Source organism: Pseudomonas sp. W3I7, from assembly GCF_030816095.1.
Classification (GTDB): domain Bacteria; phylum Pseudomonadota; class Gammaproteobacteria; order Pseudomonadales; family Pseudomonadaceae; genus Aquipseudomonas; species Aquipseudomonas salomonii.
Genome location: NZ_JAUSXP010000001.1, coordinates 347,883 through 372,101 on the forward strand (window position 1 = coordinate 347,883; position 24,219 = coordinate 372,101).

Annotated in this window: 29 protein-coding genes; 20 read left to right on the top strand and 9 right to left on the bottom strand. The window is 61.3% G+C overall.

Annotation, left to right across the window (positions count from 1 at the left end):
• Window positions 1-223: 223 nt before the first annotated feature.
• Together QF043_RS01700 and QF043_RS01705 are read right to left on the bottom strand one after the other, a co-directional pair.
• Window positions 224-877 (bottom strand): methyltransferase, encoded by a 654-nt coding sequence (locus QF043_RS01700; RefSeq protein WP_236371100.1) that lies wholly within the window; start codon window positions 875-877, stop codon window positions 224-226.
• Entirely contained in the window at window positions 874-1,329 is a 456-nt protein-coding gene (locus QF043_RS01705; protein WP_307417293.1) for a YbaY family lipoprotein, read from the bottom strand. Before QF043_RS01705 ends, QF043_RS01700 begins: the two co-directional genes overlap by 4 nt.
• Before the next feature lie 140 nt (window positions 1,330-1,469).
• Here QF043_RS01705 and nrdR point away from each other — a divergent pair, with 140 nt between their 5' ends.
• The 12 genes from nrdR to QF043_RS01765 all read left to right on the top strand — a co-directional run bounded on the left by nrdR (window position 1,470) and on the right by QF043_RS01765 (window position 10,183).
• On the top strand, window positions 1,470-1,940 hold the full coding sequence (gene nrdR / locus QF043_RS01710) for a transcriptional regulator NrdR (protein ID WP_015886108.1): 471 nt from the start codon (window positions 1,470-1,472) through the stop codon (window positions 1,938-1,940).
• Window positions 1,937-3,073, top strand: a complete 1,137-nt coding sequence (gene ribD / locus QF043_RS01715; protein WP_065911300.1) for a bifunctional diaminohydroxyphosphoribosylaminopyrimidine deaminase/5-amino-6-(5-phosphoribosylamino)uracil reductase RibD — start codon at window positions 1,937-1,939, stop codon at window positions 3,071-3,073. Before nrdR ends, ribD begins: the two co-directional genes overlap by 4 nt.
• A 47-nt stretch (window positions 3,074-3,120) precedes the next feature.
• Window positions 3,121-3,795, top strand: coding sequence for a riboflavin synthase (locus tag QF043_RS01720; RefSeq protein WP_307417295.1), 675 nt, complete (start codon window positions 3,121-3,123; stop codon window positions 3,793-3,795).
• A 15-nt stretch (window positions 3,796-3,810) separates the two neighbouring features.
• Window positions 3,811-4,902: a bifunctional 3,4-dihydroxy-2-butanone-4-phosphate synthase/GTP cyclohydrolase II gene (gene ribBA, locus QF043_RS01725; protein ID WP_200432067.1), complete on the top strand. Its 1,092-nt coding sequence runs from the start codon at window positions 3,811-3,813 to the stop codon at window positions 4,900-4,902.
• 88 nt (window positions 4,903-4,990) lie between these two features.
• On the top strand, window positions 4,991-5,467 hold the full coding sequence (ribE, locus tag QF043_RS01730; RefSeq protein ID WP_003176356.1) for a 6,7-dimethyl-8-ribityllumazine synthase: 477 nt from the start codon (window positions 4,991-4,993) through the stop codon (window positions 5,465-5,467).
• Window positions 5,464-5,964 (top strand): transcription antitermination factor NusB, encoded by a 501-nt coding sequence (nusB, locus tag QF043_RS01735; RefSeq protein WP_307417296.1) that lies wholly within the window; start codon window positions 5,464-5,466, stop codon window positions 5,962-5,964. The genes ribE and nusB overlap by 4 nt, the downstream gene beginning before the upstream one ends.
• A 16-nt stretch (window positions 5,965-5,980) precedes the next feature.
• Window positions 5,981-6,946: a thiamine-phosphate kinase gene (thiL, locus tag QF043_RS01740; RefSeq protein WP_307417297.1), complete on the top strand. Its 966-nt coding sequence runs from the start codon at window positions 5,981-5,983 to the stop codon at window positions 6,944-6,946.
• A gap of 55 nt (window positions 6,947-7,001) precedes the next feature.
• Window positions 7,002-7,727, top strand: a complete 726-nt coding sequence (locus tag QF043_RS01745; RefSeq protein WP_307417298.1) for an ABC transporter substrate-binding protein — start codon at window positions 7,002-7,004, stop codon at window positions 7,725-7,727.
• A 129-nt stretch (window positions 7,728-7,856) separates the two neighbouring features.
• Window positions 7,857-8,474, top strand: a complete 618-nt coding sequence (gene ribA, locus QF043_RS01750; RefSeq protein WP_056861921.1) for a GTP cyclohydrolase II — start codon at window positions 7,857-7,859, stop codon at window positions 8,472-8,474.
• The gene (locus tag QF043_RS01755) at window positions 8,471-8,890 is read left to right on the top strand and encodes an MFS transporter (RefSeq protein ID WP_307417299.1); all 420 of its coding nucleotides are present in this window, start codon (window positions 8,471-8,473) and stop codon (window positions 8,888-8,890) included. The genes ribA and QF043_RS01755 overlap by 4 nt, the downstream gene beginning before the upstream one ends.
• Window positions 8,887-9,684: a cobalamin-binding protein gene (locus tag QF043_RS01760; RefSeq protein ID WP_307417300.1), complete on the top strand. Its 798-nt coding sequence runs from the start codon at window positions 8,887-8,889 to the stop codon at window positions 9,682-9,684. Before QF043_RS01755 ends, QF043_RS01760 begins: the two co-directional genes overlap by 4 nt.
• Window positions 9,685-9,811: 127 nt before the next feature.
• Entirely contained in the window at window positions 9,812-10,183 is a 372-nt protein-coding gene (locus tag QF043_RS01765) for a hypothetical protein (RefSeq protein ID WP_307417301.1), read from the top strand.
• Between the two features lie 22 nt (window positions 10,184-10,205).
• Here QF043_RS01765 and QF043_RS01770 read toward each other — a convergent pair whose 3' ends face one another.
• The 7 genes from QF043_RS01770 to QF043_RS01800 all read right to left on the bottom strand — a co-directional run bounded on the left by QF043_RS01770 (window position 10,206) and on the right by QF043_RS01800 (window position 17,701).
• Entirely contained in the window at window positions 10,206-12,101 is a 1,896-nt protein-coding gene (locus tag QF043_RS01770; RefSeq protein ID WP_307417302.1) for a TonB-dependent receptor domain-containing protein, read from the bottom strand.
• Window positions 12,102-12,257: 156 nt separating this feature from the next.
• Complete coding sequence (gene dxs / locus QF043_RS01775) at window positions 12,258-14,156, bottom strand: 1-deoxy-D-xylulose-5-phosphate synthase (protein WP_307417303.1); 1,899 nt, start codon at window positions 14,154-14,156, stop codon at window positions 12,258-12,260.
• A 110-nt stretch (window positions 14,157-14,266) separates the two neighbouring features.
• The gene (locus QF043_RS01780; RefSeq protein ID WP_307417304.1) at window positions 14,267-15,154 is read right to left on the bottom strand and encodes a polyprenyl synthetase family protein; all 888 of its coding nucleotides are present in this window, start codon (window positions 15,152-15,154) and stop codon (window positions 14,267-14,269) included.
• Window positions 15,151-15,393 carry an exodeoxyribonuclease VII small subunit gene (locus QF043_RS01785; RefSeq protein ID WP_003176346.1) on the bottom strand — a complete coding sequence of 81 codons (243 nt, stop codon included), beginning with the start codon at window positions 15,391-15,393 and terminating at the stop codon, window positions 15,151-15,153. Before QF043_RS01785 ends, QF043_RS01780 begins: the two co-directional genes overlap by 4 nt.
• A gap of 76 nt (window positions 15,394-15,469) precedes the next feature.
• Window positions 15,470-16,609 (bottom strand): Fic family protein, encoded by a 1,140-nt coding sequence (locus QF043_RS01790; RefSeq protein ID WP_307417305.1) that lies wholly within the window; start codon window positions 16,607-16,609, stop codon window positions 15,470-15,472.
• A gap of 137 nt (window positions 16,610-16,746) precedes the next feature.
• Window positions 16,747-17,118: a MerR family transcriptional regulator gene (locus QF043_RS01795; protein ID WP_065911281.1), complete on the bottom strand. Its 372-nt coding sequence runs from the start codon at window positions 17,116-17,118 to the stop codon at window positions 16,747-16,749.
• A complete protein-coding gene (locus QF043_RS01800; protein ID WP_307417306.1) occupies window positions 17,057-17,701 on the bottom strand; it encodes an NAD(P)H-dependent oxidoreductase in 645 nt (214 codons plus the stop codon). Before QF043_RS01800 ends, QF043_RS01795 begins: the two co-directional genes overlap by 62 nt.
• A gap of 207 nt (window positions 17,702-17,908) precedes the next feature.
• On the opposite strand from QF043_RS01800, the gene QF043_RS01805 reads away from it, so the two are divergent.
• The 8 genes from QF043_RS01805 (at window position 17,909) to QF043_RS01840 (ending at window position 24,212) form a co-directional block, all read left to right on the top strand.
• Complete coding sequence (locus tag QF043_RS01805; RefSeq protein WP_307417307.1) at window positions 17,909-18,952, top strand: YhcG family protein; 1,044 nt, start codon at window positions 17,909-17,911, stop codon at window positions 18,950-18,952.
• Window positions 18,953-19,238: 286 nt separating this feature from the next.
• The gene (locus QF043_RS01810) at window positions 19,239-19,820 is read left to right on the top strand and encodes a YjfI family protein (protein ID WP_307417308.1); all 582 of its coding nucleotides are present in this window, start codon (window positions 19,239-19,241) and stop codon (window positions 19,818-19,820) included.
• 17 nt (window positions 19,821-19,837) lie between these two features.
• Window positions 19,838-20,536, top strand: coding sequence for a PspA/IM30 family protein (locus QF043_RS01815; protein WP_056861932.1), 699 nt, complete (start codon window positions 19,838-19,840; stop codon window positions 20,534-20,536).
• Between the two features lie 171 nt (window positions 20,537-20,707).
• A complete protein-coding gene (locus tag QF043_RS01820; protein WP_305456013.1) occupies window positions 20,708-21,268 on the top strand; it encodes a rhomboid family intramembrane serine protease in 561 nt (186 codons plus the stop codon).
• Between the two features lie 72 nt (window positions 21,269-21,340).
• The gene (locus QF043_RS01825) at window positions 21,341-22,375 is read left to right on the top strand and encodes an ion channel (protein WP_307417309.1); all 1,035 of its coding nucleotides are present in this window, start codon (window positions 21,341-21,343) and stop codon (window positions 22,373-22,375) included.
• Window positions 22,362-23,036: a DUF2491 family protein gene (locus QF043_RS01830; protein ID WP_307417310.1), complete on the top strand. Its 675-nt coding sequence runs from the start codon at window positions 22,362-22,364 to the stop codon at window positions 23,034-23,036. Before QF043_RS01825 ends, QF043_RS01830 begins: the two co-directional genes overlap by 14 nt.
• Window positions 23,037-23,051: 15 nt before the next feature.
• The gene (locus tag QF043_RS01835; RefSeq protein WP_056861936.1) at window positions 23,052-23,480 is read left to right on the top strand and encodes a DUF350 domain-containing protein; all 429 of its coding nucleotides are present in this window, start codon (window positions 23,052-23,054) and stop codon (window positions 23,478-23,480) included.
• Window positions 23,481-23,498: 18 nt separating this feature from the next.
• Window positions 23,499-24,212 carry a DUF1190 domain-containing protein gene (locus QF043_RS01840; RefSeq protein WP_056861937.1) on the top strand — a complete coding sequence of 238 codons (714 nt, stop codon included), beginning with the start codon at window positions 23,499-23,501 and terminating at the stop codon, window positions 24,210-24,212.
• Window positions 24,213-24,219: the final 7 nt, after the last annotated feature.

The window sequence follows — 24,219 nt, forward strand, 5'->3', positions numbered from 1 at the left end:
GCTTGGTTGCTGACGCAACCAGAGGCATGGCGGGTGTATTGCGACGAAGGTTAGGCAGATACCCGGCTATTTGCAAGGTCTCTGCCCGCGAGCCGATAAGCAAAACTGTGTGCAAAGGCATACGGGTTGATTGTCCACGGCGTGTGTGAAGGGACAATATTCTCCATGGCCTGTTGCGTTCTGTCTTAGTCGATCTATTGCTGAAAATTTGTAACGCTGAGCCTTAACGCCGCGAATGGTACAGGCTCACCTTGCGAAACTCCCAAGGCTCGGCCAGGTCTGGCAGCGTCAGCGCATCGAGGATGTCCAGGCGCTGATAAGCCGGGTGCTGGAAGTCACGCACCCTTGAGTCGGCCACCAGCGCTTCACGGCCGCGTGTCAGGAAGTGGTCGAGCAGCGGCAGGTTGGCGCGGTCGTAGAGTACGTCGGCCACCAGGATCAGGTCGAAGCGGTCGGCCTCGGCAAAAAAGTCGGCTGAATAACTCAGCGCTACACCATTGAGTTCGGCGTTTGCCCGGCACGCGGCCAAGGCCAGCGGGTCGAGGTCGCAGGCCACCACTTCCAGCGCCCCGGCTTTAACCGCCGCTATGCCGGCCACGCCGGAACCGGCGCCAAAATCCAGCACGCGTTTGCCCGCCACCCACTCGGGATTCGCGGCCAGGTAGCGCGCCAGTGCCAAACCGCTGGCCCAGCAAAAACTCCAGTACGGCGGTTCATGCAGGATGCGCCGGGTCTCTTCCTGGCTGAAGGCACGGTCCATGTTGTCCGCATCCAGCAGCCACAACGACAGCGCGGTGCCTGGCAGCGGGCAGGGCACCAGGTGCGCGTCGCCGATCAGTTCGCTCAGGGCGCGCTGCAGGCCCAGCGGTGGCGTCATGGTGCCCGGACGAGTTGCAGCGGGCCGGTGGTCTGGGTGATCGCCTGGGTGATGCGCACCGCGGGCAGGTGCAGGACCAACTGGCCGGACTGGCTGGCGCGACCGCGCAGTTCAACCCGTGCACCCACCGGGAAGGCTTCCGGGTTGAAACGCAAGCGGAAGGCCAGGGGCTTGCCGTTGCCGGTGAGTACGCTGCTGGCGAGCAATTGTTGCGGGCGGTTACGTTCATCGATCACCAACAGGGCCAGTTCGACTTCGGCGTTGGCCGGCACGCCATTGAGGGTGCCGTTGATTTCACGCTGGTAAGCCGGCAGTGGGCCCAAGTCTTCAATGCCGGGGACTTTTTTCTCTTGGGCAGGCGTCGGCTGCGGTATCGACGGTTTTGGGGCTTCGCTGCTACAGGCGACCAGAAAACTGAACAGGGCGAGTAAAACAAGTGGTCGTAACTGCATGTACGGCTCCAGAAAGGGCAAAATCCGTGGCTTATAAAATATGAAACATAATAGTCAGCCTATATACCGTAAAGGCTATGGCTTGTCTTGCCACGGGGATGCGCTACCATGGCCCTCCCATTTTTTGTTGCCTGCCAACCATGCACTGTCCCTTCTGCGGTGCCAACGACACCAAGGTCATTGACTCGCGTCTGGTCGCCGAGGGCGATCAAGTACGCCGCCGGCGCGAATGCCTGGCCTCTGGCTGCGGTGAACGTTTCACCACCTTCGAAACCGCCGAACTGGTATTGCCACGTCTGATCAAGTCCGACGGCAGCCGCCAGCCTTTCGACGAAGAAAAACTGCGCGCCGGTATGCAGCGTGCCCTGGAAAAACGCCCGGTGAGTGTCGAGCGGCTGGAAGCGGCGCTGGTGCATATCAAGCACAAGCTGCGCGCCACCGGCGAGCGCGAGGTCAAATCCCTGGTGGTTGGAGAACTGGTGATGGGCGAGCTGCAAAAGCTCGACGAAGTCGCCTATATCCGTTTCGCCTCGGTGTATCGACGCTTCCAGGACCTCAATGAGTTCCGCGAAGAAATCGACCGCCTGGCCCGTGAGCCTGCCAAAGAATGAACCCTCCGTCTGCCGAACAAGCGGTCCTCGACGCCCATTACATGGCCCGCGCCCTCGAACTGGCGCGCAAAGGCCTGTACACCACCCATCCCAACCCACGGGTGGGCTGTGTGATTGTGCGGGATGGGCAGATTGTCGGCGAAGGCTGGCATGAACGCACCGGCGAGCCCCATGCCGAGCCGAACGCCCTGCGCGCCGCCGGCGACAAGGCCCGTGGCGCCACGGTGTACGTGACCCTCGAACCGTGCAGCCACCATGGGCGCACGCCGCCCTGCGCCGATGCGCTGGTGACCGCCGGTGTGGCACGCGTGGTGGCCGGGATGCAGGACCCGAACCCGGAGGTCGCCGGGCGCGGCCTGCAGCGTTTGGCCCAAGCCGGTATCGAAACCCACAGCGGCGTACTGGAACAACAAGCGCGCGCGCTGAACCCCGGCTTCCTCAAGCGTATGGAACACGGCCTGCCGTTTGTGCGGGTCAAGCTGGCAATGAGCCTGGACGGCCGTACTGCGATGGCCAGCGGCGAAAGCCAATGGATCACCGGGCCTGCTGCCCGCGCCGCCGTGCAGCGCCTGCGTGCCGAGGCCAGCGTGGTGCTGACCGGCGCCGACACCGTGCTGGCCGACGGTGCGCGCCTGACCGTACGCGCCGCCGAGTTGGGCCTGGACGCAGAAACCACCGCCCTGGCCATGTCGCGCCCGCCATTGCGCGTGTTGATCGACGGTCGCCTGCGGGTGCCGCTCAACGCACCGTTCTTCAAGGCTGGCCCGGCGCTGGTCATCACCTGCGTCACCCCGGAAAACCAGTTCCCCCGTGGCCCGGAATGCCTGGTGGTGCCGGGCGTGGAAGGTCAGGTCGACCTGCGTTCGGCGCTGGTGGCGCTGGCTGCCCGTGGCGTGAATGACGTGCTGGTAGAAGCCGGACCAAGCCTGGCGGGCGCGTTTGCCCAGCAAGGCCTGGTCGACGAATACGTGATTTTCGTCGCCGGCAAGTTCCTGGGCTCCGCCGCCCGGCCTTTGCTGGACTGGCCGCTTGAGAAACTGGCCGACGCCCCCCAACTCAAGATCACTGAAATGCGCGCTGTAGGCGACGACTGGCGAGTCACTGCCATCCCGCTACCACCAGCGAGCGTATAATTCTGACCGGGCGCTCAAGCGCCCGCACCGTTTTCCAGGAGAAGGCCATGTTCACCGGCATTATCGAATCCATCGGCAGCATCCGCGCCATGACTCCAAAGGGCGGCGACGTGCGCCTGCTGGTTGAAACCGGCAAGCTCGACCTCGGCGACGTCAAACTGGGCGACAGCATCGCCGTCAGCGGCGTGTGCCTGACCGTCATCGAGTTGCCGGGTAACGGCTTTGCCGCCGACGTCAGCCGGGAAACCCTGGACTGCACCGCGATGAATGACCTCAAGGCCGGCAGCCCGGTCAACCTGGAAAAAGCCCTGACCCCGACCACCCGTTTGGGCGGCCACCTGGTCAGCGGCCACGTCGACGGCGTCGGCGAAGTGGTTGCACGCAGCGAAAACGCGCGCGCCGTGGAATTCCGTATCCGCGCGCCGAAAGAGCTGGCCAAGTACATCGCCCACAAAGGCTCGATCACCGTCGATGGCACCAGCCTGACCGTGAACGCCGTGAATGGCGCCGAATTCGAACTGACCATCATCCCGCACACCCTGAGCGAAACCATCATGGCGTCGTACCAGCCAGGTCGCCGGGTGAACCTGGAAGTCGACTTGCTTGCTCGTTACCTGGAGCGCCTGCTGATGGGCGATATGGCAGCTGAGCCTGACTCTTTACAAGGGCGCGGGAACATCACTGAAAGTTTTCTGGCCGCTAACGGCTACCTGAAATCCTGACCAAGGGGGTGCCGCGTGGCGCTCAATAGCATCGAAGAACTGGTTGAAGACATCCGCCAAGGCAAGATGGTCATCCTGATGGATGACGAAGATCGCGAGAACGAAGGCGACATCATCATGGCCGCAGAGGCCTGCAAGCCCGAGCACATCAACTTTATGGCCAAGCACGCCCGAGGGTTGATCTGCATGCCCATGAGCCGCGAGCGCTGCGAATTGCTCAAGCTGCCGTTGATGGCGCCGCGCAATGGTTCGGGTTTCGGCACCAAGTTCACCGTATCGATTGAAGCGACCACCGGCGTCACCACCGGCATTTCCGCTGCCGACCGTGCGCGCACCGTGCAAGCCGCTGCGGCCAAAGACGCCAAGGCCGAAGACATTGTGAGCCCCGGCCACATTTTCCCGCTGATGGCCCAACCGGGCGGCACCCTTGCTCGCGCCGGCCACACCGAAGCCGCCTGCGACCTGGCGCGCATGGCCGGTTTCGAACCGAGCGGCGTGATCTGCGAAGTAATGAACGACGACGGCACCATGGCCCGTCGCGCCGAACTCGAGGCGTTTGCGGCCGAACACGGCATCAAGATCGGCACCATTGCCGACCTGATTCACTACCGCATGATCCACGAACGTACCGTTCAGCGGATTGCCGAGCAGCCGCTGGACAGCGAACTGGGCCAGTTCAACCTGGTGACCTACCGTGATTCAGTCGAAGGCGACGTGCACATGGCCCTCACCTTGGGGAATATTTGCGCCGAAGAGCCGACCCTGGTGCGCGTGCACAACATGGACCCGCTGCGCGACCTGCTGATGGTCAAACAGCCCGGCCGCTGGAGCCTGCGCGCCGCCATGGCCGCGGTTTCCGAGGCTGGCAGTGGTGTGGTGCTGTTGCTCGGCAACCCGGTGGATGGCGACGTATTGCTCGCGCATATTCGTGAAACCGCCGAGCACACCCAGGTCAAAACACCGACCACCTACAGCATCGTCGGTGCCGGTTCACAGATCCTGCGTGACCTCGGTGTGCGCAAAATGCGCCTGATGAGCGCACCGATGAAATTTAATGCGATATCCGGATTCGACCTGGAAGTTGTAGAATACGTGCCCTCCGAATAAAGGCCGGCGTTTTCTGCCCCTTGTTCGCGGTTAAATCATCACTGAGGGACGCACTTTTCGCGTCCCGGCTCTTTAAGAGATTTGTCGAATGACCCTGAAGACCATCGAAGGTACCTTCATCGCCCCCAAAGGCCGCTACGCCCTGGTGGTTGGCCGCTTCAACAGCTTCGTGGTTGAAAGCCTGGTAAGCGGTGCCGTGGATGCCCTGGTTCGCCACGGTGTGAGCGAGAGCGACATCACTATCATCCGCGCCCCTGGCGCCTTCGAAATTCCACTGGTTGCGCAAAAAGTTGCGCAGCAGGGTGAATACGCAGCGATCATCGCCTTGGGCGCGGTCATTCGTGGCGGTACTCCGCACTTCGAATACGTGGCTGGCGAATGCACCAAGGGCCTGGCCCAGGTGTCCATGGAGTTCGGCGTGCCAGTCGCTTTCGGCGTACTGACCGTAGACTCCATCGAGCAAGCCATCGAGCGTTCCGGCACCAAGGCCGGTAACAAGGGCGCTGAAGCCGCTCTGTCCGCACTGGAAATGGTCAGCCTGCTGTCGCAGTTGGAGGCCAAGTGATTTCCGACGAGAGCGATCGTTTCAACCCACGTGACGAGCGTCCAGCCGACGCCGGCAAGCCTTCGAAAAGCGAAAAACGCCGTGCTGCCCGTCAGCTCGCCACCCAAGCGCTGTACCAGCGCCACATGGCGGGTACTTCGCTGAACGAAATCGAAGCGCAATTTCTCGTCGATAACGACTTTACCTTCGCCGACCAGAGCTACTTCCACGACATCCTGCACGGTGTTCCGGCCAACCTGACCGAGATCGATACCGCGCTGTCCCCGTGCCTTGACCTGACCATCGAAGAACTCGACCCGGTTGAACTGGCTGTGTTGCGCTTGTCCACCTGGGAACTGCTCAAGCGCGTCGACGTACCGTACCGCGTGGTGATCAACGAAGGTATCGAACTGGCGAAAGTCTACGGTTCGACCGACGGCCACAAGTTCGTCAACGGCGTGCTCGACAAGCTGGCCCCGCGCTTGCGTGAAGCCGAAGTGAAGGAACACAAGCGCTAAGTCGCTTGAGTCCCGAATGGGTGAGTTCGAGCTGATCCGCAACTACTTCGCCGCCGCGCCCTGTGCGCAGGGCGGTGAAGGTATTGCCCTGGGGATCGGCGACGACTGCGCCCTGCTGGCACTCCCCGCCGGGGAGCAACTGGCAATCTCCACCGATACGCTGGTGGCCGGCGTGCACTTTGCCGACCCCTGCGACCCGTTCCTGCTCGGCCAGCGCTCGTTGGCCGTGGCAGTCAGCGACTTGGCCGCGATGGGCGCCCACCCTTTGGCCTTCACCCTCGCACTCACCACACCTACCGTCGATGCCGATTGGCTGCAACGCTATGCCCAGGGTTTGAACGCCATGGCACAGAGCTGCGGTGTTGGGCTGGTGGGCGGCGATACCACGCGCGGGCCGCTGAGCCTGACCCTGACCGTGTTTGGCCGTGTGCCTGCCGGGCAGGCGTTGGTGCGCAGTGGTGCGCAGCCGGGTGACCTACTGTGTGTGGGCGGGGACTTGGGTAACGCTGCCGGTGCTTTGTCGCTGGTATTGGGGCAACGCACGGCGGACGCGGCCATCGCTGATCCACTGCTCGCCCATTACTGGTCACCGCAACCGCAGTTGGCGCTGGGCCTCGCGCTTCGGGGTAAGGCCACGTCTGCGATGGACATCTCCGACGGCCTGCTGGCCGATTGTGGGCATATCGCCAAGGCATCGGCCGTCAGTCTGGTCATTGAGCGTGAGACGCTGCCGTTATCCCAGGCGTTGCTGGCGTTTGTCGGCGATGACGAGGCTCGCGTCGCGGCATTGAGCGGGGGCGACGACTATGTGTTGGCGTTCACCCTGCCACCGGCCGAGCTGGCGCCGTTGTTGGCGGGCGGCTGGCCCGTCCACGTAATCGGCCGGGTCGAGGCCGGGCAGGGCGTGACGCTGCTCGACGCCGCCGGGCAAGACATCACGCCAGCCGTGCGCGGCTATCAGCATTTTCGCGACACGCCGTAAGCGGCAGACCTGCGCTACCCTCTATACGGTTCCCCCCGTGCAGGAGGTTGTCACCATGGGTGTGCGCCGTTGGCTGCTGATAGTGTTGTGCGTTCTTGCACCCCAGGTTCTGGCGGATGAAGCACCTGTACCTGGCAAGATCACGCTGGCCAGTGAGCAATGGAACGACTTCACCAACAAAGATGGCAGCGGCCTGGCTTGGGATGTGTTGCGGCGGGTCTTCGAGCCGGTGGGCATTACCGTGCAAACCCGCAGCGTGCCCTATACCCGTTCGGTCGGCCTGGCCCAGCGTGGCGAGGTGGATGGCTGGGTCGGTTCCTATCGCGATGAGGCCAGCGGCGTGCTGTACCCGCACTGGAGTTTCGATTCCGACCACATCTACGCCCTCGGGCTGGCCGCCACACCAGCACCGAGCATCGCCACGCTGGGCAATTATCGCTTGGCCTGGGTGCGCGGCTACAAGTACGAGGAATACCTGCCGAATGTGCGCCGCTTCAACCAGATAGAACGTCGCAGTGGCATCCTGCCGATGCTGCAACACCGCCGCGCCGACTTCTACATTGATGCCCTCACTGAAGCCAAATACGTGCTCAGCCAGTCGGATGACCCGGCGCAATTCAAGCTCACTCATATAGCCGAACTGCCGCTCTACATCGGCTTTGCCGACACCGACCGGGGCCGGGCGCTGATGGGCGTGTATGACCATCGCATGGCGGTATTGGTAAAGAGCGGCGAGCTGAAACCGATTTTCGCACACTGGAAGCAGCCGTACCCGTTCTGACCTGCATAGAACCAGGACGAAGGCCAATCGAACCTATTGATCTTTATCAGCGATAATTCAGCTTAAGCGTCTGTAGGAACCTGCTGTTACAATGACGCCCTCTGTGAAATCTGAAATCAGGAGCACACGGTGCCCGTCGTTTTCGTCGCCGCTTCCAAGCTGCCTACCCCCTTTGCCACGTTCACCATGAACGGCTTTCTCGAAGAAGCCACCGGCCGCGAGCACGTTGTGCTCAGCCTGGGGGCTATCGACGACGGCGCGCCGGTGCTGGGCCGCGTACATTCCGAGTGCCTGACCGGCGATGCCTTGTTCAGCCAGCGTTGCGACTGTGGTTCGCAACTGGAAGCGGCCATGCGCGCCATCGCCCGTGAAGGCCGCGGTGTGCTGCTGTACTTGCGTCAGGAAGGCCGCGGCATTGGCCTGATGAACAAGATCCGCGCCTACGAACTCCAAGACGGCGGCGCCGATACCGTTGAGGCCAACGAGCGCCTGGGCTTCGCCGCCGACCAGCGTGACTACGCAATCTGCCTGCCGATGCTCGAGCATTTGGGCGTCAAATCCCTGCGTTTGATGACCAATAACCCGCGCAAGGTCAAAGCCTTGACCGAGATGGGCATCACCGTGGCCGAGCGCGTGCCGCTGCACACCGGGCAAAACCCGCACAACAAACTCTACCTGGCGACCAAAGCCAGCAAGCTCGACCACATGATGGGCAACGAGCATCAGGGCGAGGTCGACCGCGCGTGACCCGCGGCCAGGTAAAACGGCGACTGTCCTTCAACTGGTGGCAGTACCTGGCCCTGGCATTGGCCCCGCTGTTCGTGCTCAACCTGGTGTTTGGCCAGGCCCAATCCCTGCTTCCCGTGTTGGCCATGCCGTTCTTTATTGCCGGCGTGGCCTCGATGTTTCTGAGCCTGCGTTATTTTCATGGCTATAAACACGCATTGATCGCCACTTCCAAAGCGCTCGATACGCCCGAAGAACCGGCCGCCTGGATTACCCTCGCGGCCCGCCGGCGTGCGGCGTTGCTGGTGGCCGCCTTACCCGCCTGGATCGGCGCGCTGGCGGTATTCGTGGGGTTGGAAGCGGTGCCGCTGTTTCTGCTGGCGTTATCGACGCTGGTGCTGTTTTACCTCTACCGCATCCCGCGCCAGTTGGGATGAGGCGCTATTGGCTGGCGGTTCTGCTGGCATTCAGTGCACAGGTGTTGGCGGTCGAGCGTGTCGTCAGCCTGGCGCCGTCCCTGTCTGAAATCGTGGTCGAACTGGGCGCCGCCGACTTGCTGGTGGGCGTGCTCGACGGTGGCGAACGCCCGGCGGCATTGGCACAAGTGCCATCGGTTGGGCAATACGGCCAGCTCAATATGGAGCGCCTGCTCAGCCTCAAGCCCGACCTTATTCTGCTCTGGCCCGGCAGTGTCGGCCCGGCCCAGCGCGAACAGTTGCAACGCCTGAACATCCCCGTCTATGTAGCTGAACCCCATAGCCTTGAGCAACTGACGGCCCAGGTCCAAGCCATCGCTCAACAATTGGGCCGCGAAGCGGCGGGGCGCACGCTGGCCGCGCAGTTACGCCAACGCCTCGCCGAACTGCGCCAGCGCTATCAGCGCGCCGAGCCGTTGCGGGTGTTTTACCAGGTGTGGAACCAGCCGCTGTACACCATTGGCGGCGGGCAGATCATCAGTGATGCCTTGCAGGTTTGCGGCGCACGCAACGTGTTTGCCGACCTCAAGCTGCCCGCGCCGCAGGTCAGCGTCGAATCAGTGTTGCAGCGCAACCCCCAACTGATCCTGGCGGGTGATCAGGCGCAACTCGACGAGTGGAAGGCCTGGCCCCAGATAGCGGCCGTGGCTGAAGGTCGTTTGCAGGTCGTGCCCGACAAGGGGCTGGAGCGGCCCAGCGGGCAGATGGTCGAGGCCATCGCGAAGCTCTGTCAGGCAATGGCTGCCCAGCGCTGAGAATCGCTGTGTTGTCGTCTGCTGTGGTGCGATTAGTCTGTCAACACCATCGGATTTTGCCTGGCGATCTGCCCGCCTTTGAGTGCTAGTTTCGCGGCTTCACATTCAAGCTGATCAAGGACACATCATGCGTTATCTATTGGCGATGGCCGGCGCGGCTTTCGCATTGGCGCTTATTAGCGGGTGCGATATTTCCCAAAGAATTTCCGAACTCAGGACATTTGGCAATCATCCTGTGGTGCACAGGGTCACCTCGGCAGAGGTGGACAGCACCCGGCAAGACCTCCTCACTATCCAGAAGCCTGCGAAAATCACCTCGATCCGTGGAGGCACCTCCCAGTGCTTTGATTACGCGTTGGAGCGCGACGGTAAAAGAGCCGATTATTTCGTCGCGTTCACCTCTCAAGGTTGGGCAAATGCCTGGGGCTACTCAACGTGCAGCAAGGAGGTGGCAGCAGGCAGCCTGACATCTAACGAGCGAATCAAGAGACAGTACTGATCATGGATAGTGCGCGCTGGCGTTACAGTTCCGGCGTCCAGGTCACTCCGAACAACAGCGCCCGGCCTTCTTCCCGATAGCCGTATTGTTGGCCTTGATACTGATACAACGCCCGGCTGTAGTCTTTGTTCAGCAGGTTATCGACCTTCATGTTCAGCGTGATTTCACGGTTCATGGCCCAACTGGCGCGAAGCCCCAGCAACCCGTAACCGCCGAGTCGCTGCTGGTTCTTCGGGTCGTCGTAGCTGCTGCTCACCGCTTGCCAGCTGGCGCCGACGCCAAACTGATCGAATTGGCGATCCAGGTCCAGGCTCACCGTGCGTCTGGCGCGGCGCGCCAATGTGCGGCCGGAGTCGCGGTCGCGTGGGTCAATCATCGCCAGCCCAAGGCTGCCCTGCCAGCCGAACAATTCTTGCTTGAGGGCGGCTTCAAAACCATTGATGCGTGCGGAGCTGACATTTTGCGGACCGTCGCTGCCGAACACGATCGCATCTTGAATATCGGTGCGGTACAGCGACGCCTCCAGGCGGCTGGTGTCGCTGAGCTGGCTGCGCCACTGCAGTTCATAGCTTTTGGAGGTTTCGGGTTTCAGATTCGGGTTGGCGTTTTTAAAGCCGTATTCGTCCGGGTAGTAAAGGTCGTTGAAGGTCGGTGCGCGGAAGCCCTCGCTGTAGCTCAGCAACAGGTCGTTATCCGGGTTCACCGGCAGGGTCAGGGTGCCGCTCCAGCTGGTGTGACCGCCGAACTGTTGGTTCTGGTCGCGGCGCAGGCCCAGCTCGGTGGAAAAATACTGCGCTTCAAAGCGGTGCTGGATAAAGGCGGCACGGTTCCAGCGGCTGTCTTCGGCGAGCACCGTACTGCTGTTGACCCGATCTTCGTACCAGTCGCCGCCCAGGATCAGGCTGTTCTGGTCATTGAGGGTCAAGTCGTTCTGCCAGGTCAGCGAGTCGCGGTAAGTGTTGAATACGCTGCGGTCGTCGCTGAGCTTATCCAGGGTTTTTTCGCGGTTTTCACTGTGGCCCAGCTCCAGGCGAGACTTCCACGCATCGTTGAGGCGCGCGTCGACATAACTGCTGACGCTGCTGACGGTGAAGTCTGTATAGGGTTTTTGCTGGAAGCTCTGGTAGGTGAGCGAGTCATAGCGACCAAAAGGGTTGTCGAATTCGCTTTTGCCACGGTTATCCAGCACGTTCACGCCTGCGTCGATGTCATCGGTAAAGGCATGGCTCAGGCTGAAGCTGATGGCTTGGTTGCGATAGGTATCGTGGTCGCCATCGCTCGGGTAGGACGCGTGTGTGCGGTTGATCCCGGCGGTGTCATCCAGGCTGGCGCCGAGGCTGAAGCGGGTTTGCTGGTCGCCGCCGGACAGTCCCAGGCTGCGCTCCCACGTCTGGTTGCTGCCAAAACCCACATGCAGGCGCGGTTGCAGGCCCGCGTCGGTGTTGCGCCGGGTGAAGATCTGAATCACCCCGCCAATCGCATCGCTGCCGTAGATCGCCGAGCGCGAACCGCGCAGCACCTCTACGCGCTCGATCTGGTCGATGTTGAGGTATTGCAGGTTACTGGTGCCGGTGGTGGAGCTGCTGATGCGCTGGCCATCCACCAGAACCAGGCTCTGGGCGGTAGAGGTGCCACGCACATACACGTTGGCCACGCTGCCACGGCCGCCACTTTGCGCCACTTGTACGCCAGGTACACGGCTGAGCAAGTCGCTCACGCTGGTGGGCTGCAAGCGGTCGATGTCGTCGCGGGTAAACACGCTGTTGGCGGCGCTGCTGTCGTTACGCGCCTGCACCTGGCGGTTGGCGCTGATCACCACGTCGGAGAGTTTGAGGGCGTCGTCGCGCTCGAAGCTGTCGGCCAGCACTTCAGTGGCGGGGAGCAGCAGCAGGGGCAGGGCAAAGCGAAGGCAATTCATGGGCTGTCCATAGCATTTGAAAATGGCATAAAGCCAATGTGGGAGCGGGCTTGCTCGCGAAAGCGGTGGCACATTCAACATCTTGGTTGACTGACACTCTGCATTCGCGAGCAAGCCCGCTCCCACATTTAGTCCAGGTTTCTACCGGGAGATGGGTTACAGGCCGAGCAGCGCCATGCGCGTGCGCACCGAAGCCTCGATCCCGGCCTCGTCCAAGCCACACTCGGCCAGCATCTGCGCCGGCTTGGCGTGTTCCACATACACATCCGGCAGGCCCAGGTGCAGCACCGACTTGAGGATGTTCTCCCGCGCCAGGAACTCACTGACGGCCGCGCCAGCACCGCCCATGATGGCGTTTTCTTCGATGGTCACCAGCAGTTCATGGCTGGCGGCGATTTCACGCACCAAGGCCTCATCCAGAGGTTTGACGAAGCGCATGTCGACCACGGTGGCGTCGATCTTCTCGGCGACCTTCAGGGCTTCGGCCAATTGAACGCCAAACACCAGAAACGCGGTCTTGCTGCCTTGGCGGCGCACGATACCTTTGCCAATCTCGATCGGCTCCAGGTCTTTTTCGATCACCGCATTCGGGCCATTGCCGCGCGGGTAGCGCACGGCAGCCGGGCCGTTATACAGGTGCCCGGTGCTGAGCATCTTGCGCAGCTCGTTTTCATCGCTCGGGGTCATCACCAGCATGCCGGGAATGCAACGCAGGTAAGACAAGTCGAAGCTGCCTGCGTGAGTCGGGCCGTCTTCGCCGACCAAACCGGCGCGGTCGATGGCGAACAGCACGTCAAGGTTCTGCACCGCCACATCGTGAACAAGCTGGTCATAGCCGCGTTGCAGGAAGGTGGAGTAGATCGCCACCACCGGCTTGGCGCCTTCACAGGCCATGCCGGCGGCGAAGGTCACCGCGTGTTGTTCGGCAATGGCTACGTCGAAGTAGCGCAGCGGGAAACGCTCGCTGAATGCCACCAGGTCCGAACCTTCCTTCATCGCCGGGGTAATACCCACCAGGCGCGGGTCGGCGGCGGCCATGTCGCACAGCCATTCGCCAAACACGCCGGAATACTTCGGCCCGCCGGTTTTTTTTGGCGCAGCGGCGGGCGCGTCCACGGGTTCGAGCTTGGTGATGGCGTGGTAACCAATGGGGTCGACTTCTGCCGGAGCGAAGCCTTTGCCTTTTTTGGTGACGATATGCAGGAACTGCGGGCCCTTGAGGTCACGCATGTTGCGCAGCGTGGCGATCAGGGTCGGCAGGTCATGGCCGTCGATCGGGCCGATGTAGTTCCAGCCCAGCTCTTCAAACAGGGTGCCAGGCACCAGCATGCCCTTGGCATATTCTTCGGTACGCCGGGCAATTTCCCACGCGCCGGGCAGACGCGAGAGCACCTTCTTGCTGCCTTCGCGCATGCTGGCGTAGGTGCGGCTCGAAAGGATTTTTGCCAGATAATTGGACAGGCCACCCACATTGCGCGAAATCGACATGTCGTTGTCGTTGAGGATCACCAACATGTTGGCGTCCACTTCCGGCGCGTGGTTCAGTGCTTCAAAGGCCATGCCGGCGGTCAGCGCGCCATCACCGATCACCGCGATCGCCTTGCGGTCGCTGCCTTGCAGGCGGGCGGCAATTGCCATGCCCAGCGCGGCGCTGATGGAGGTGCTGGAGTGGCCGACGCCAAAGGTGTCGTACTCACTTTCGGAGCGGCGCGGGAAGGCGGCCAGGCCGTCCTTCTGGCGCAGGCTGCCCATGCGCTCGCGGCGGCCCGTGAGGATTTTATGCGGATACGCCTGATGGCCCACGTCCCACACCAGCCGGTCGTCCGGGGTGTCGAACACGTAGTGCAAGGCGATGGTCAGCTCGATGACGCCCAGCCCGGCACCGAAATGCCCACCGGTCTGGCCGACCGTGTAGAGCAATTCCAGGCGCAACTCATCGGCCAGGGTTTCCAGCTCGGCTTCACCCAGTCGACGCAGGCCGACCGGCGTGACAGCACGGTCGAGCAGGGGCGTGGACGGGCGCTTGCGGGGAATCTCTTGAAACGTCGTGGGCATCAGGCGAATCGTTATAGGTATAGAAGAGGCGGCAGTTTACCTCAAGCGGTGCAAACTGCCCACGCAGGGCGCCGAACTTGGCCGATATGCGGCGCGAAAGGCCGCGGTTATCAGTGGCGGCGTTCGACGATATACCGCGCCAGGTCGCGCAGTGGCTCGGCCGCCGCGTCGAAAGGTCGCAGGGCGTCCAGGGCCTGATCGCGCAGTTCCACGGCGTAAGCCTTGGCGGCTTGAAGACCCAGCAACGCCGGATAAGTCGGTTTGTCCCGGGCGATATCCGCGCCTTGGCGTTTGCCCAGGGTGGCGGTGTCACTTTCCACGTCGAGAATGTCGTCCTGCACCTGGAACGCCAGGCCGATGGCCCGGGAGTAGGTCTGCAGGGCCACCAGCTGCGCAGCTTCGGCGCGGCCACTGGCCAAGGCGCCCAAGTGCACGGCGGCCTCGATCAGCGCGCCGGTCTTGTGGCGGTGCATATGTTCGAGGGCTTTCTGGTCGAGCTTGAGGCTGACCGAACCCATGTCGATGGCCTGCCCGCCGACCATGCCGGCCGGGCCTGCGGCCAGGGCCAGGGCCGTGACCATACGCAGGCTGATCTCGGCATTCACGCTGTTCAGGCGCGGGTCCAGCAAGGCGCTGAACGCCAGGCTCTGCAGGCCGTCACCGGCGAGGATCGCGTAGGCTTCGTCAAAGGCTTTATGGGTGGTGGGCTGGCCGCGGCGCAGATCGTCGTCGTCCATGGCCGGCAAATCGTCATGCACCAGCGAATAGGCATGAATCAGCTCAACCGCACACGCCGCACCATTGGCCTGCTCGGCCGGCGCGCCCAGGGCTTCACAGGCCGCATACGCCAGCAACGGGCGCACACGCTTGCCGCCATTCATCACGCTGTAGCGCATGGCTTCATACAAGCGCTGCATTTGCGGGCCTGGCGCCACGAACAAAGGTTCGAGTGCCGCGTTGACCCGGGCTTGGCTGCTGGCCTGATACGCGTCGATCATTCGGGCTGTTCCGCATCGAAAGGTTCTTCGGCCAACTCCCCGTCACGCTCCAGCAACACTTGCACCTTCTGCTCTGCCTGCGCCAACGCGCTCTGGCAGTCGCGCGTCAGGCCGATGCCTTGCTCAAACGCCGTCAACGAGTCTTCCAGCGACAACTCGCCGTTCTCCAGACGCTCAACCAGGGTTTGCAGGTCGGCGAGGGATTGTTCGAAATCGAGTGCAACTTTTTTGCGGGCCATGGCGGCTAATCCGGTAGACGGTAAACCGGCGCGACACTAGCAGACATGGGGATTCTGGGCAAATGAGCGGGGTGGTTCAGTTGCCCGTTTCAGGGATTTGATAGCGCGTACTGCGGCCTGCGCCGGGCAAGCGGGCCAGGCAGCCTTTTTCCAGCAGATAAGCCAGATGCCGTGTCGCCGTTGCCTTGGACACCTTCGCTACGGCCTGGTATTGCGCGGCACTGATGCCCTGCTCAAAACCTTTCTCACCACCATCGAGCAAGCGGTTGAGTACTTTGATCTGTTCAACGGAAAAAGAAAGGTCATGGTGCTGTTGCCAGAACCGGGTCTTGTCCAGCACCCGATCAATCCGCGCCATGGCTTGCTGCAGGCTGCGCAGCAGGGTCTTGAGGAACCATTGCAACCAGTCGGTGATGTCCAGCGTGGCCTTTTGGCTGGTCTCTAACGCGTGGTAGTACCCAGCGCGGTCCTCAAGAATGCTGGCTGACAGGGCATAAAAGCGAATGGCCTGATGCTCACCCTGGGCCAGCGCCAAGTCAGTAATTGCGCGGGTCAGGCGGCCATTACCGTCATCAAACGGGTGCAGCGTCACAAACCAGAAGTGCGCAACGCCTGCGCGTACCAGCGGGTCCAGTTCAGGCTGATCGCGGCTGGACTCAAACCATTCGATGAAATCATCCACGGCCTGCTCCAAGCCCATGCGTGGTGGGGCTTCGAGGTGCACGGTCGGCCGATCAAGTCGCCCTGATACCACCTGCATAGGCTCATCGCCCCGCAAACCCCTGATATTGAGCATGCGTGCAGTGATGCCGGCTTCCTGCTCGGGGAAAAGCCATTGATGCCAATTTAATAAGCGAGCGAGGGTGAACGGCTGGGCGAATTGCGTGGTGGCATCCATCATCAATTCGGCAAGCCCTTCGCTGCGGCGGCTGACTTGGCCATCTTCCTTCGCCTCCAGGCCCAGGCGGCGCGCCAATGAAGAGCGCACAGAGCCCACATTCAGGTGCTCGCCCTCGATGGCCGAGGACGTCAGAATGTTTTGCAGCAGTGCATCCAGTTCATTCTGCGCGCTGGTCGCCTGGCTGACGGAGCCGAGCATGCCCAGCAACTTGCCTTGGGCCTGCCCGCACTCACGCAGCAGGGCCGCAAGGTGCCCAGGCTGCCAGTGGAAGTGCGGCCAGTCGGTGTGTTGCCAGATCCAGTTCGGTTGGTCCATGGAAGTGTGCCTGGGTATATGAGCCGAATAAGGAGATTATTCGGCTCATGGAATGAGCCGATTGTGCATTCTATTCGGCTCGTCGTCCACTTGCGCTAGCTACCTATGTCCGGTTGGCGACGAGCTTGGTTGGCTGTTCATCGCAATGCTTTGCCTAGCAGGGATTCGGTGCATTGAGTCATTGCCTCCAGTTCAAACAACCCTGCTTGCATCTTTTGCAGCTCCGCGATTTGCGCAGCGAGTTCCTGCTGTTTGATGGCGATGGCCTGGGCTGCCCGCTCCCAAAGCCGAGCATCGCCTTGGCTGCCGTGCAAAATCCCCTGCAACTCCTTGAGCTTGAACCCCAACTGCTGGGCGCATTTGATCAGCGTCAGCAGCTCGACACTCTGCGCCGAGTACACCCGATAACGCCCTACACGCTGCGGCGCTGGCAACAGGCCAATCGCTTCATAGTGGCGAATCGCCTTGATGGTCGTGCCCGACAACTGCGCGGCTTTGCCGATGTACATGAAAATTCCTTTTTTCAAAGAGTGCGCCGACCTGTTTCAGCCACGTGTCGCGTTGCGTCGCTGTGGATCCCAGTACCGGTCCGAACATCAAGGTCTTGGTCGGCTTTATGCCGCAAAAGGCCAGAGTCGTGTTGCGCATCTGATGAATGCCCGGCATGCGATAGAACCAGCGGTAATACCACGCTGGCGTGTCCAGGGTCACCAACAAATGGGCGGTGCGGCCCTGCAGCAGCTTATCCGGGAATGCCTTGCCCTTGCGGTACTTAAAGGCAAAGCCGGGTAGGAAAATGCGGTCGATGAAGCCTTTCATCAGCGCCGGGATACCGCCCCACCAGATCGGGAAAACCCACGCCAGATGAGTCGCCCAGAGGACATCGGCTTGGGCGCTGAGCAAATCCGGTTCCAAGGCTTGGGGCAGGGCGTAGCCGTTATGCAGGACCGGGTCGAAAGCCAGTTCGCCCAGGCGCAGGGCGCGGACCTCGTGGCCGGCGATTGTAGCCGCGTGAATGTAGGTGTCAGCCACGGCTGAGCAGAAACTGGTGTTAGAGGGATGGCCGAGAATAAGCAGGATGCGCTGAGTCATGGTGCCTGAGCCTGAAAGTGGGGCTTTCAGGGTAGGGTGTGCCGTATAGGGGAGAGTCAAGGCTTGGCCCAGCAATGCGTTGATTTGCAAGGGCCAGCAGGACGTTTCTGTGATCTGTGCAGGGCCCTTCCTGAACCGTTCGCGGCCCCTTGTGAGCATAAAAACCACTGACTAGCCTGTGCCCTTCCAGTCAAGAGTGAAACGGGCATGAGCGAAACCTCTATAGGCTTGATCACGCCTCCTGTGGGCTACAGCGACTGGCTGAGCGACCTTAAACTGCGCATCCATACGGCCCAGCAGCGAGCGACGCTGGCGGTGAACCGCGAACTGGTGCTGCTTTACTGGCAGATCGGCCACGATATTCTGACCCGCCAGGCGGCGCAGGGTTGGGGCAGCAAGGTGGTTGATCGCCTTGCCCAAGACTTGCGCGCGGCCTTTCCGAAAATGAAGGGTTTTTCGCCGCGCAACCTCAAATATATGCGCGCTTTTGCCGAGGCGTGGCCGAATGCCGAATTTGTGCAACAGGCTGCTGCACAATTGCCGTGGGGCCACAATGTGGTGCTCCTGGACAAACTGCCCGGCCCCGAAACGCGCCGTTGGTATGTCGCCCAGGCAATCGAACACAACTGGTCACGTAACACCCTCGTGATGCACATCGAGCATCGCCTGCTGGAGCGCAGTGGCAAGGCCGTCAGCAATTTTGAACACCATTTGCCCAAACCCCAATCCGACCTGGCGCGCGAATCGCTCAAGGATCCTTATCGTTTCGACTTCCTCAGCCTGGCTTTGGATGCACAGGAGCGCGACATAGAAAACGCGTTAATCAAGCACGTCACCGACTTCCTGCTTGAACTGGGCGCCGGTTTCGCCTTTGTCGGGCAGCAGGTGTTGCTGGATGTTGGCGGTGATGAGTTTTTCGTCGACCTGTTGTTCTATCACCTGAAGCTGCGCTGCTACGTGGTGATCGAACTCAAGGCCGGTAAATTCAAACCTGAACACCTCGGCAAGCTGAGTTTTTACCTGTCGGCAGTGGATGCTCAGCTTAAACACCCGCAGGACGGGCCCACCATCGGCCTGTTGTTGTGCAAGAGCAAAAATGAAGTGGTGGCTGAATACGCATTGCGCGACAACAACCGACCGATCGGCGTGGCGGAATATCAGTTGGTGGAATCTTTACCGGCAGAGCTACGAACAAGTTTGCCAAGCATTGAGCAGATTGAGCGGGAGCTGGCGGGGTGCATTCAACCGTGACAGCTTGCCGTTCAGGACAGGTTGCAAGGGTTGGCTGGATAAAGCAGGCGCTTTTCTTCTTTCCCGTATCCATGTCCGAACCAGTGAGACAAAAAATCTCACGCGTGAGCTATTGAGCATTGCAAAAATTGCCTGTAGATTTTCTCACGCGTGAGATTTTCACAACGAGGCCAGTACCATGAAAAGCAGCTCTCCATCGAGCCCGCCAGCAGAGCCCGATACCGATTCAGCAAGCCGCAAGGGAGAGCGCTTGAAACCGCCGGTTAAAAAGCCGTCGAGCTTTTATATGAAGCAGATGCGCGCGGGGCTGGCGGCCGCCGGTTATGTGAAACACGAGACTTGGGTGCTTCCCGAAAACCGAAGCCTGCTCAAGCAAATGGAGAAACAGCTTCGCCAACCGATTCTGGCTGGCTCATTCATGTCGGAGAATTTCATGAGCGCAGGTACCAACTGGAACATCGACCGCCTCTTCAGCGCGCTGCAAGCCCTGGACGAAGTGGTCGCCAAAGACATTACGCTTTCTCTGGTTCAAGGCTCCGAGTCCAGCATCAAGCTGGAAATGAACGACTTCGGGGGCTTGCCGATTTACATCGCGGTGGTGGGCGAGCAGATCATCGTCGATACCGTGCTGGTCGACGTCGAGTCGATCAACGACGTAACGGCCTTCAATGACGCCGTGCTGCGCAGCCGGGAAATGTTCCCGTTGTCGTCGATCGGCATCGAGTCCATGCCGAACGGCCAGGTTGTTTTCAACATGTTTGGTGCGCTGAGTTCCGACTCCAGCCTGACCAACATCGTGACCGAGGTGAAAACCCTGGTCGATAACGTGCAGCGCGCCAGCGAAGCCTTCGAACGTTTCTTCAATTAAGTATTCGGGAGTATCCAATGACTCAGTCCATCTGGAGCAAATTGTTCACCGCGCTGCGTGGCGGTGCCAGCGAAGTCGGCGAATCGATCGTCGACCAACAGGCCCTGCGCATCCTTGATCAAGAAATTCGCGACGCCGACACCGCCTTGGCCAACGCCAAGCGTGAGCTGGTGAGCATCATGGCCAAGCACAAGCTGGCAGCGGATCGCGTAGGCGAGTACGACGCCAAGATCAAAGACCTGGAATCCAAAGCGATGGCCGCTATTCAGGCCAACCGTGAAGACCTGGCCCTGGAAGTGGCCGAAGCCATTTCGACCCTGACCAACGAGCGTGATGCCGAGCAAAAGCAGACCGCCGAGTTCGGTGGCTACGCCGACAGCATGCGCAAGGACATCACCAAGGCCGAAAGCCGGATCAAAAGCCTGCGCCAGCAAGTGGACATGGCCAAGGCCCGCGAAAGCGTGCAAAAGGCCCAGGTCAGCGCTTCCATCGCCAGCGGCGGCGCTAACGGCAAGCTGGAAACTGCGGTGGGTACGCTTAACCGCCTGCAAGCCAAACAGCAGCAACGTGCCGCTGAACTGCAAGCCCAGGATGAACTGGCCGAGGCATCGACCGGTACTGACCTGGAACGCAAACTGCGCGACGCCGGCATCACGCCGGACACTGGCAGCGCTAATGCGATCCTGGAACGTCTGAAGCAAAAGTCGGCCGAGTAGGGCTTGCACTGCTAGACCCGTGGCGAGGGAGCTTGCTCCCGCTGGGCTGCGCAGCGGCCCTGAAAATGGGACGGCTACGCAGTCCAACGGGAGCAAGCTCCCTCGCCACAGTGACCGTGTTCTTTCTAAGCGGGCGGGCATTGACTGTGCCCTTTTTACCTCGAGGTCTGGATGGACGCCCTGAAGGGTTTCAAGACAATCGCAGGCCTGGCCGTGTTCATGGTCGCGCTGCAACTGCTCAATGTCGCCACCGGTTACAGCCTCATGGCGTTCGGGTTGGTTCCGAGGACCGTGCAGGGCCTGTTCGGCATCCTCACCTCGCCATTTCTGCACGCCTCCTTTGCCCACCTGAGCGCAAACCTGATTGCCTTTGTAGTGCTGGGCACCCTGGTCATGGTCGAAGGGCTCAACCGTTTCATAACCGTCAGCGCGATTATTATCCTGCTGGGCGGTTCGTTGGTCTGGCTGTTCGGGTTCAGCGGCGTACACGTCGGTGCCAGCGGCTGGGTCTTTGGGCTATGGGCCTACCTCTTGTCGCGCGCCTGGTTCCACAGGAGCTGGAGCAACCTGATAGTCGCCGCTGTCGTGGCGGTGTTTTATGGCGGATTGATCATGGGGTTTGTGCCGCGCCAGGGTATTTCCTTCGAAGGGCATCTGTTTGGTGCGCTCGCCGGATTTATTGCTGCCAAGGTACTTCTCTCAACACCGCGCAGCAGGTTTAATGCCGGGTGAACGCACTTGAGCATCCAGACGCCGAGGCGATGACGTCATCAGGATTCAAGTACCCAGGGAGCCAGGGGCGAAATGTCGATTTTCCTTTTGTTGCGCATGTACGCTTCCTCCCTCTTTCACCGCTTCGGCTGGGCAGGCTTGATCATTGCCCTGGGCGTACACCTGAGCACGGCTTACCTGGGCCTGGTGCTTCTGGGCGAGCAACACCTCACCGCCCTCGCCACGTTTATCTACTTCTATCTCACCACCACGCTCACCGTCGGCTACGGCGACCTCGCCCCGCAGACCTCGGCAGGGCGCATTTTCGTGGCGACCTGGGTGATGCTCGGGGGCATTGCGCTGCTAACGGCGGCCATCGGCAAAACCACCAGCAGTGTTATCGATGCATGGAGAAAAGGCATGAAGGGCAAAGGTGATTTCACCGGCAAGGTCGGTCATACGGTACTCATCGGCTGGGAAGGTGCGTCCAGTGAGCGGGTCATCGAGTTGTTGCTGCAAGATGAAACCTCGAACGACAACCTGATCGTGATTTGCGATTGCACCCTCGAAGAAAACCCGATGCCGGGCAAAGCCGCGTTCATCCGTGGTGAAAGCCTGTCCTCCACCGCGTTGTTGCTGCGCGCCGGTGTGCCCGGTGCCGAGCGTGTGCTGGTGCGAACCCCGTCTGACGACCTGACGCTGGCCACGGTACTGGCGGTGAATCAACTGAACCCCGTCGGGCATGTGGTCGCCCACTTCAATGAAAGTGAAATTGCCGCACTGGCCAGCTCCTATGCCCCGCGCCTGGAATGCACGTCCAGCATGGCCATCGAAATGCTGGTGCGCGCCTCCCAGGATCCGGGCTCGTCAGTGGTCATCAATGAGCTGCTGTGCGTGGGGCAGGGCGCCACTCAATACCTGATGCGATTGCCCGAGGCCTTTGAAGCCACCTTCGGCGATCTGTACACGCGGATGAAAGAACACCACAACGCCACCCTTATCGGCTATCGCGCCAAAGGTGCGCAGCAACCGTCGATCAACCCGCCCAGTGCCACGCGCGTTGAAGGCGGCGAGCTCTTCTACATTGCCTCCACCCGCCTCAAGGAAATCTCCAATGGGATGGTTTAAACAGTTGATGGGGCTCGAGGCCCCGAACGCGAATCCACAATCGAACCGGCCCGCCGCCGAACCCGTGCCGACCACCGGGCCGCTGGGCCTGGCGCCTGGCAAAGGCGTGATGTTCGACACCACCCTGAAATTGTTGCTCGATGGGAAAACCTCGGTGGTGATCCCCGGCTCCCAGGAAATCTGGAGTAACGGCACCGTCGACCTCGGGCAGTCGACCTGGCTGTCACGCTATTACATGAACGACGAAGATTACTGGCTGCAGGTGCACACCACCGGCGACATCGCCGGGCAGGTCGAGTCGGTGATCCTGTTCAACTACTTGAGCTACGTCACCATCAGCAGCGAAGCGGAACTGCGCAGGCTGGCCGGCCCACAAAGCTTGATCGGGTTGCCGACCTACACGCACAACGGCGTCGAATACACCCGTGTGTGGGGCAGCGAAGCCGGGCAGACCGAATTGGTGGCGATGAGCGAGCGCGTGATAAACCCGGAAGGCGCCTACAACGTTGAGCACCGTTCGATGCTGTACGCCCGCGACACCGGCCTAACCGATCGCCGCGAGTTCCTGCTGTTTTCCGTCGAAGAGGATGCCGAGGGTGGCATCAGCCTGAGCACGTCGCTGGGCATTTCGCTGTACACAACCGACCTGACCGCGCTCTAAAAAAGGAAGCCGTCCATGCTAGAAGCTCTCTCCATTTCCCTGAACAAAGCCGCTGTGCTCGGCTTTGTCATCTACATCCTGGGGGCTGCGGTGTTGTTCGCGCTGTTCCAGTTCATCTACACCCGCATCACCCCGCACAAGGAGTTCGAACTGATCCGCGCCGGTAACGTTTCGGCGGCGGTGGCCCTGGGTGGCGCGATCATTGGCTTCGCCATTCCGGCCAGCAACGTGATCGCCTACTCCATCAGTCTGCTGGATTTTGTCGTCTGGTCGGTGATCGCGGCCGTCGTCCAGTTGCTGGCGTTTCTGCTGACCAGCCTGGTGCTCAAAGGCACGTCCGAGCGCATCAAGAACGGCGAAGTCGCGGCCGGCATCTACGTGGCCGCCGTCGCCATCAGCGTCGGCATGCTGAACGCCGCGTGCATGACGCCCACCCAGTACTGATTGCGCACGGAGCTCTCGATGAAACGAAGCAAGTACGTCCAGCTTTCGCTGGCTGCGTCGGTCGCCATGGCGATATCCGGCTGCGGGCCGACGGAAAAAACCTACGATCTGCAAAAGAAGTACAACTTCCAGTCGGTCCAGCAATGCGCCGATGAAAAGCTGCCGGTAGACGTCTGCTCGGACGCCTACATGACCGCCATGGCCGAGCACCGCCGCATCGCGCCGGTGTACGACAGCCAGACCGATTGCGACGCCGACTTTGTCGCCGACTGGTGCCAGCAAGACTCCACCGGCAAGTTCATCCCAAGGCTGGGCGGTTTCGAACTGACCGCCGAAGGCCAGGTAACCCAATCCCAGGTCGACGCGGCCAATGCCCAGGTGGCCGGCTCGCAAGCCAACAGCGGTGGCTCAGGTTTCTCCACCAGCAGCCTGCTCACCGGCCTGTTGATCGGCAACATGCTCAGCAACAATCGCAACAGCTACCGCTCCGAGCCGGTCTACCGCTACCGCGACGATCGCGGCAATTACGGCAACTCGACGCTCAACCAGCGCGTCTCCAACGGGGCGACCTTTGGCCGTTCCAACCAGGCCCGATACGGCAGCAGCAACTACTCCAACACGCTGCGCTCCTCCAGCAAGCCGGTGAACGTCGCGTCGTCCACCTCCCGTGGCGGCTTCGGCAGCAAAGCCAGCGCCCGTAGCGGCTGGGGCGGCGGTGGGTCGAGCAGTTAAGGAAGCC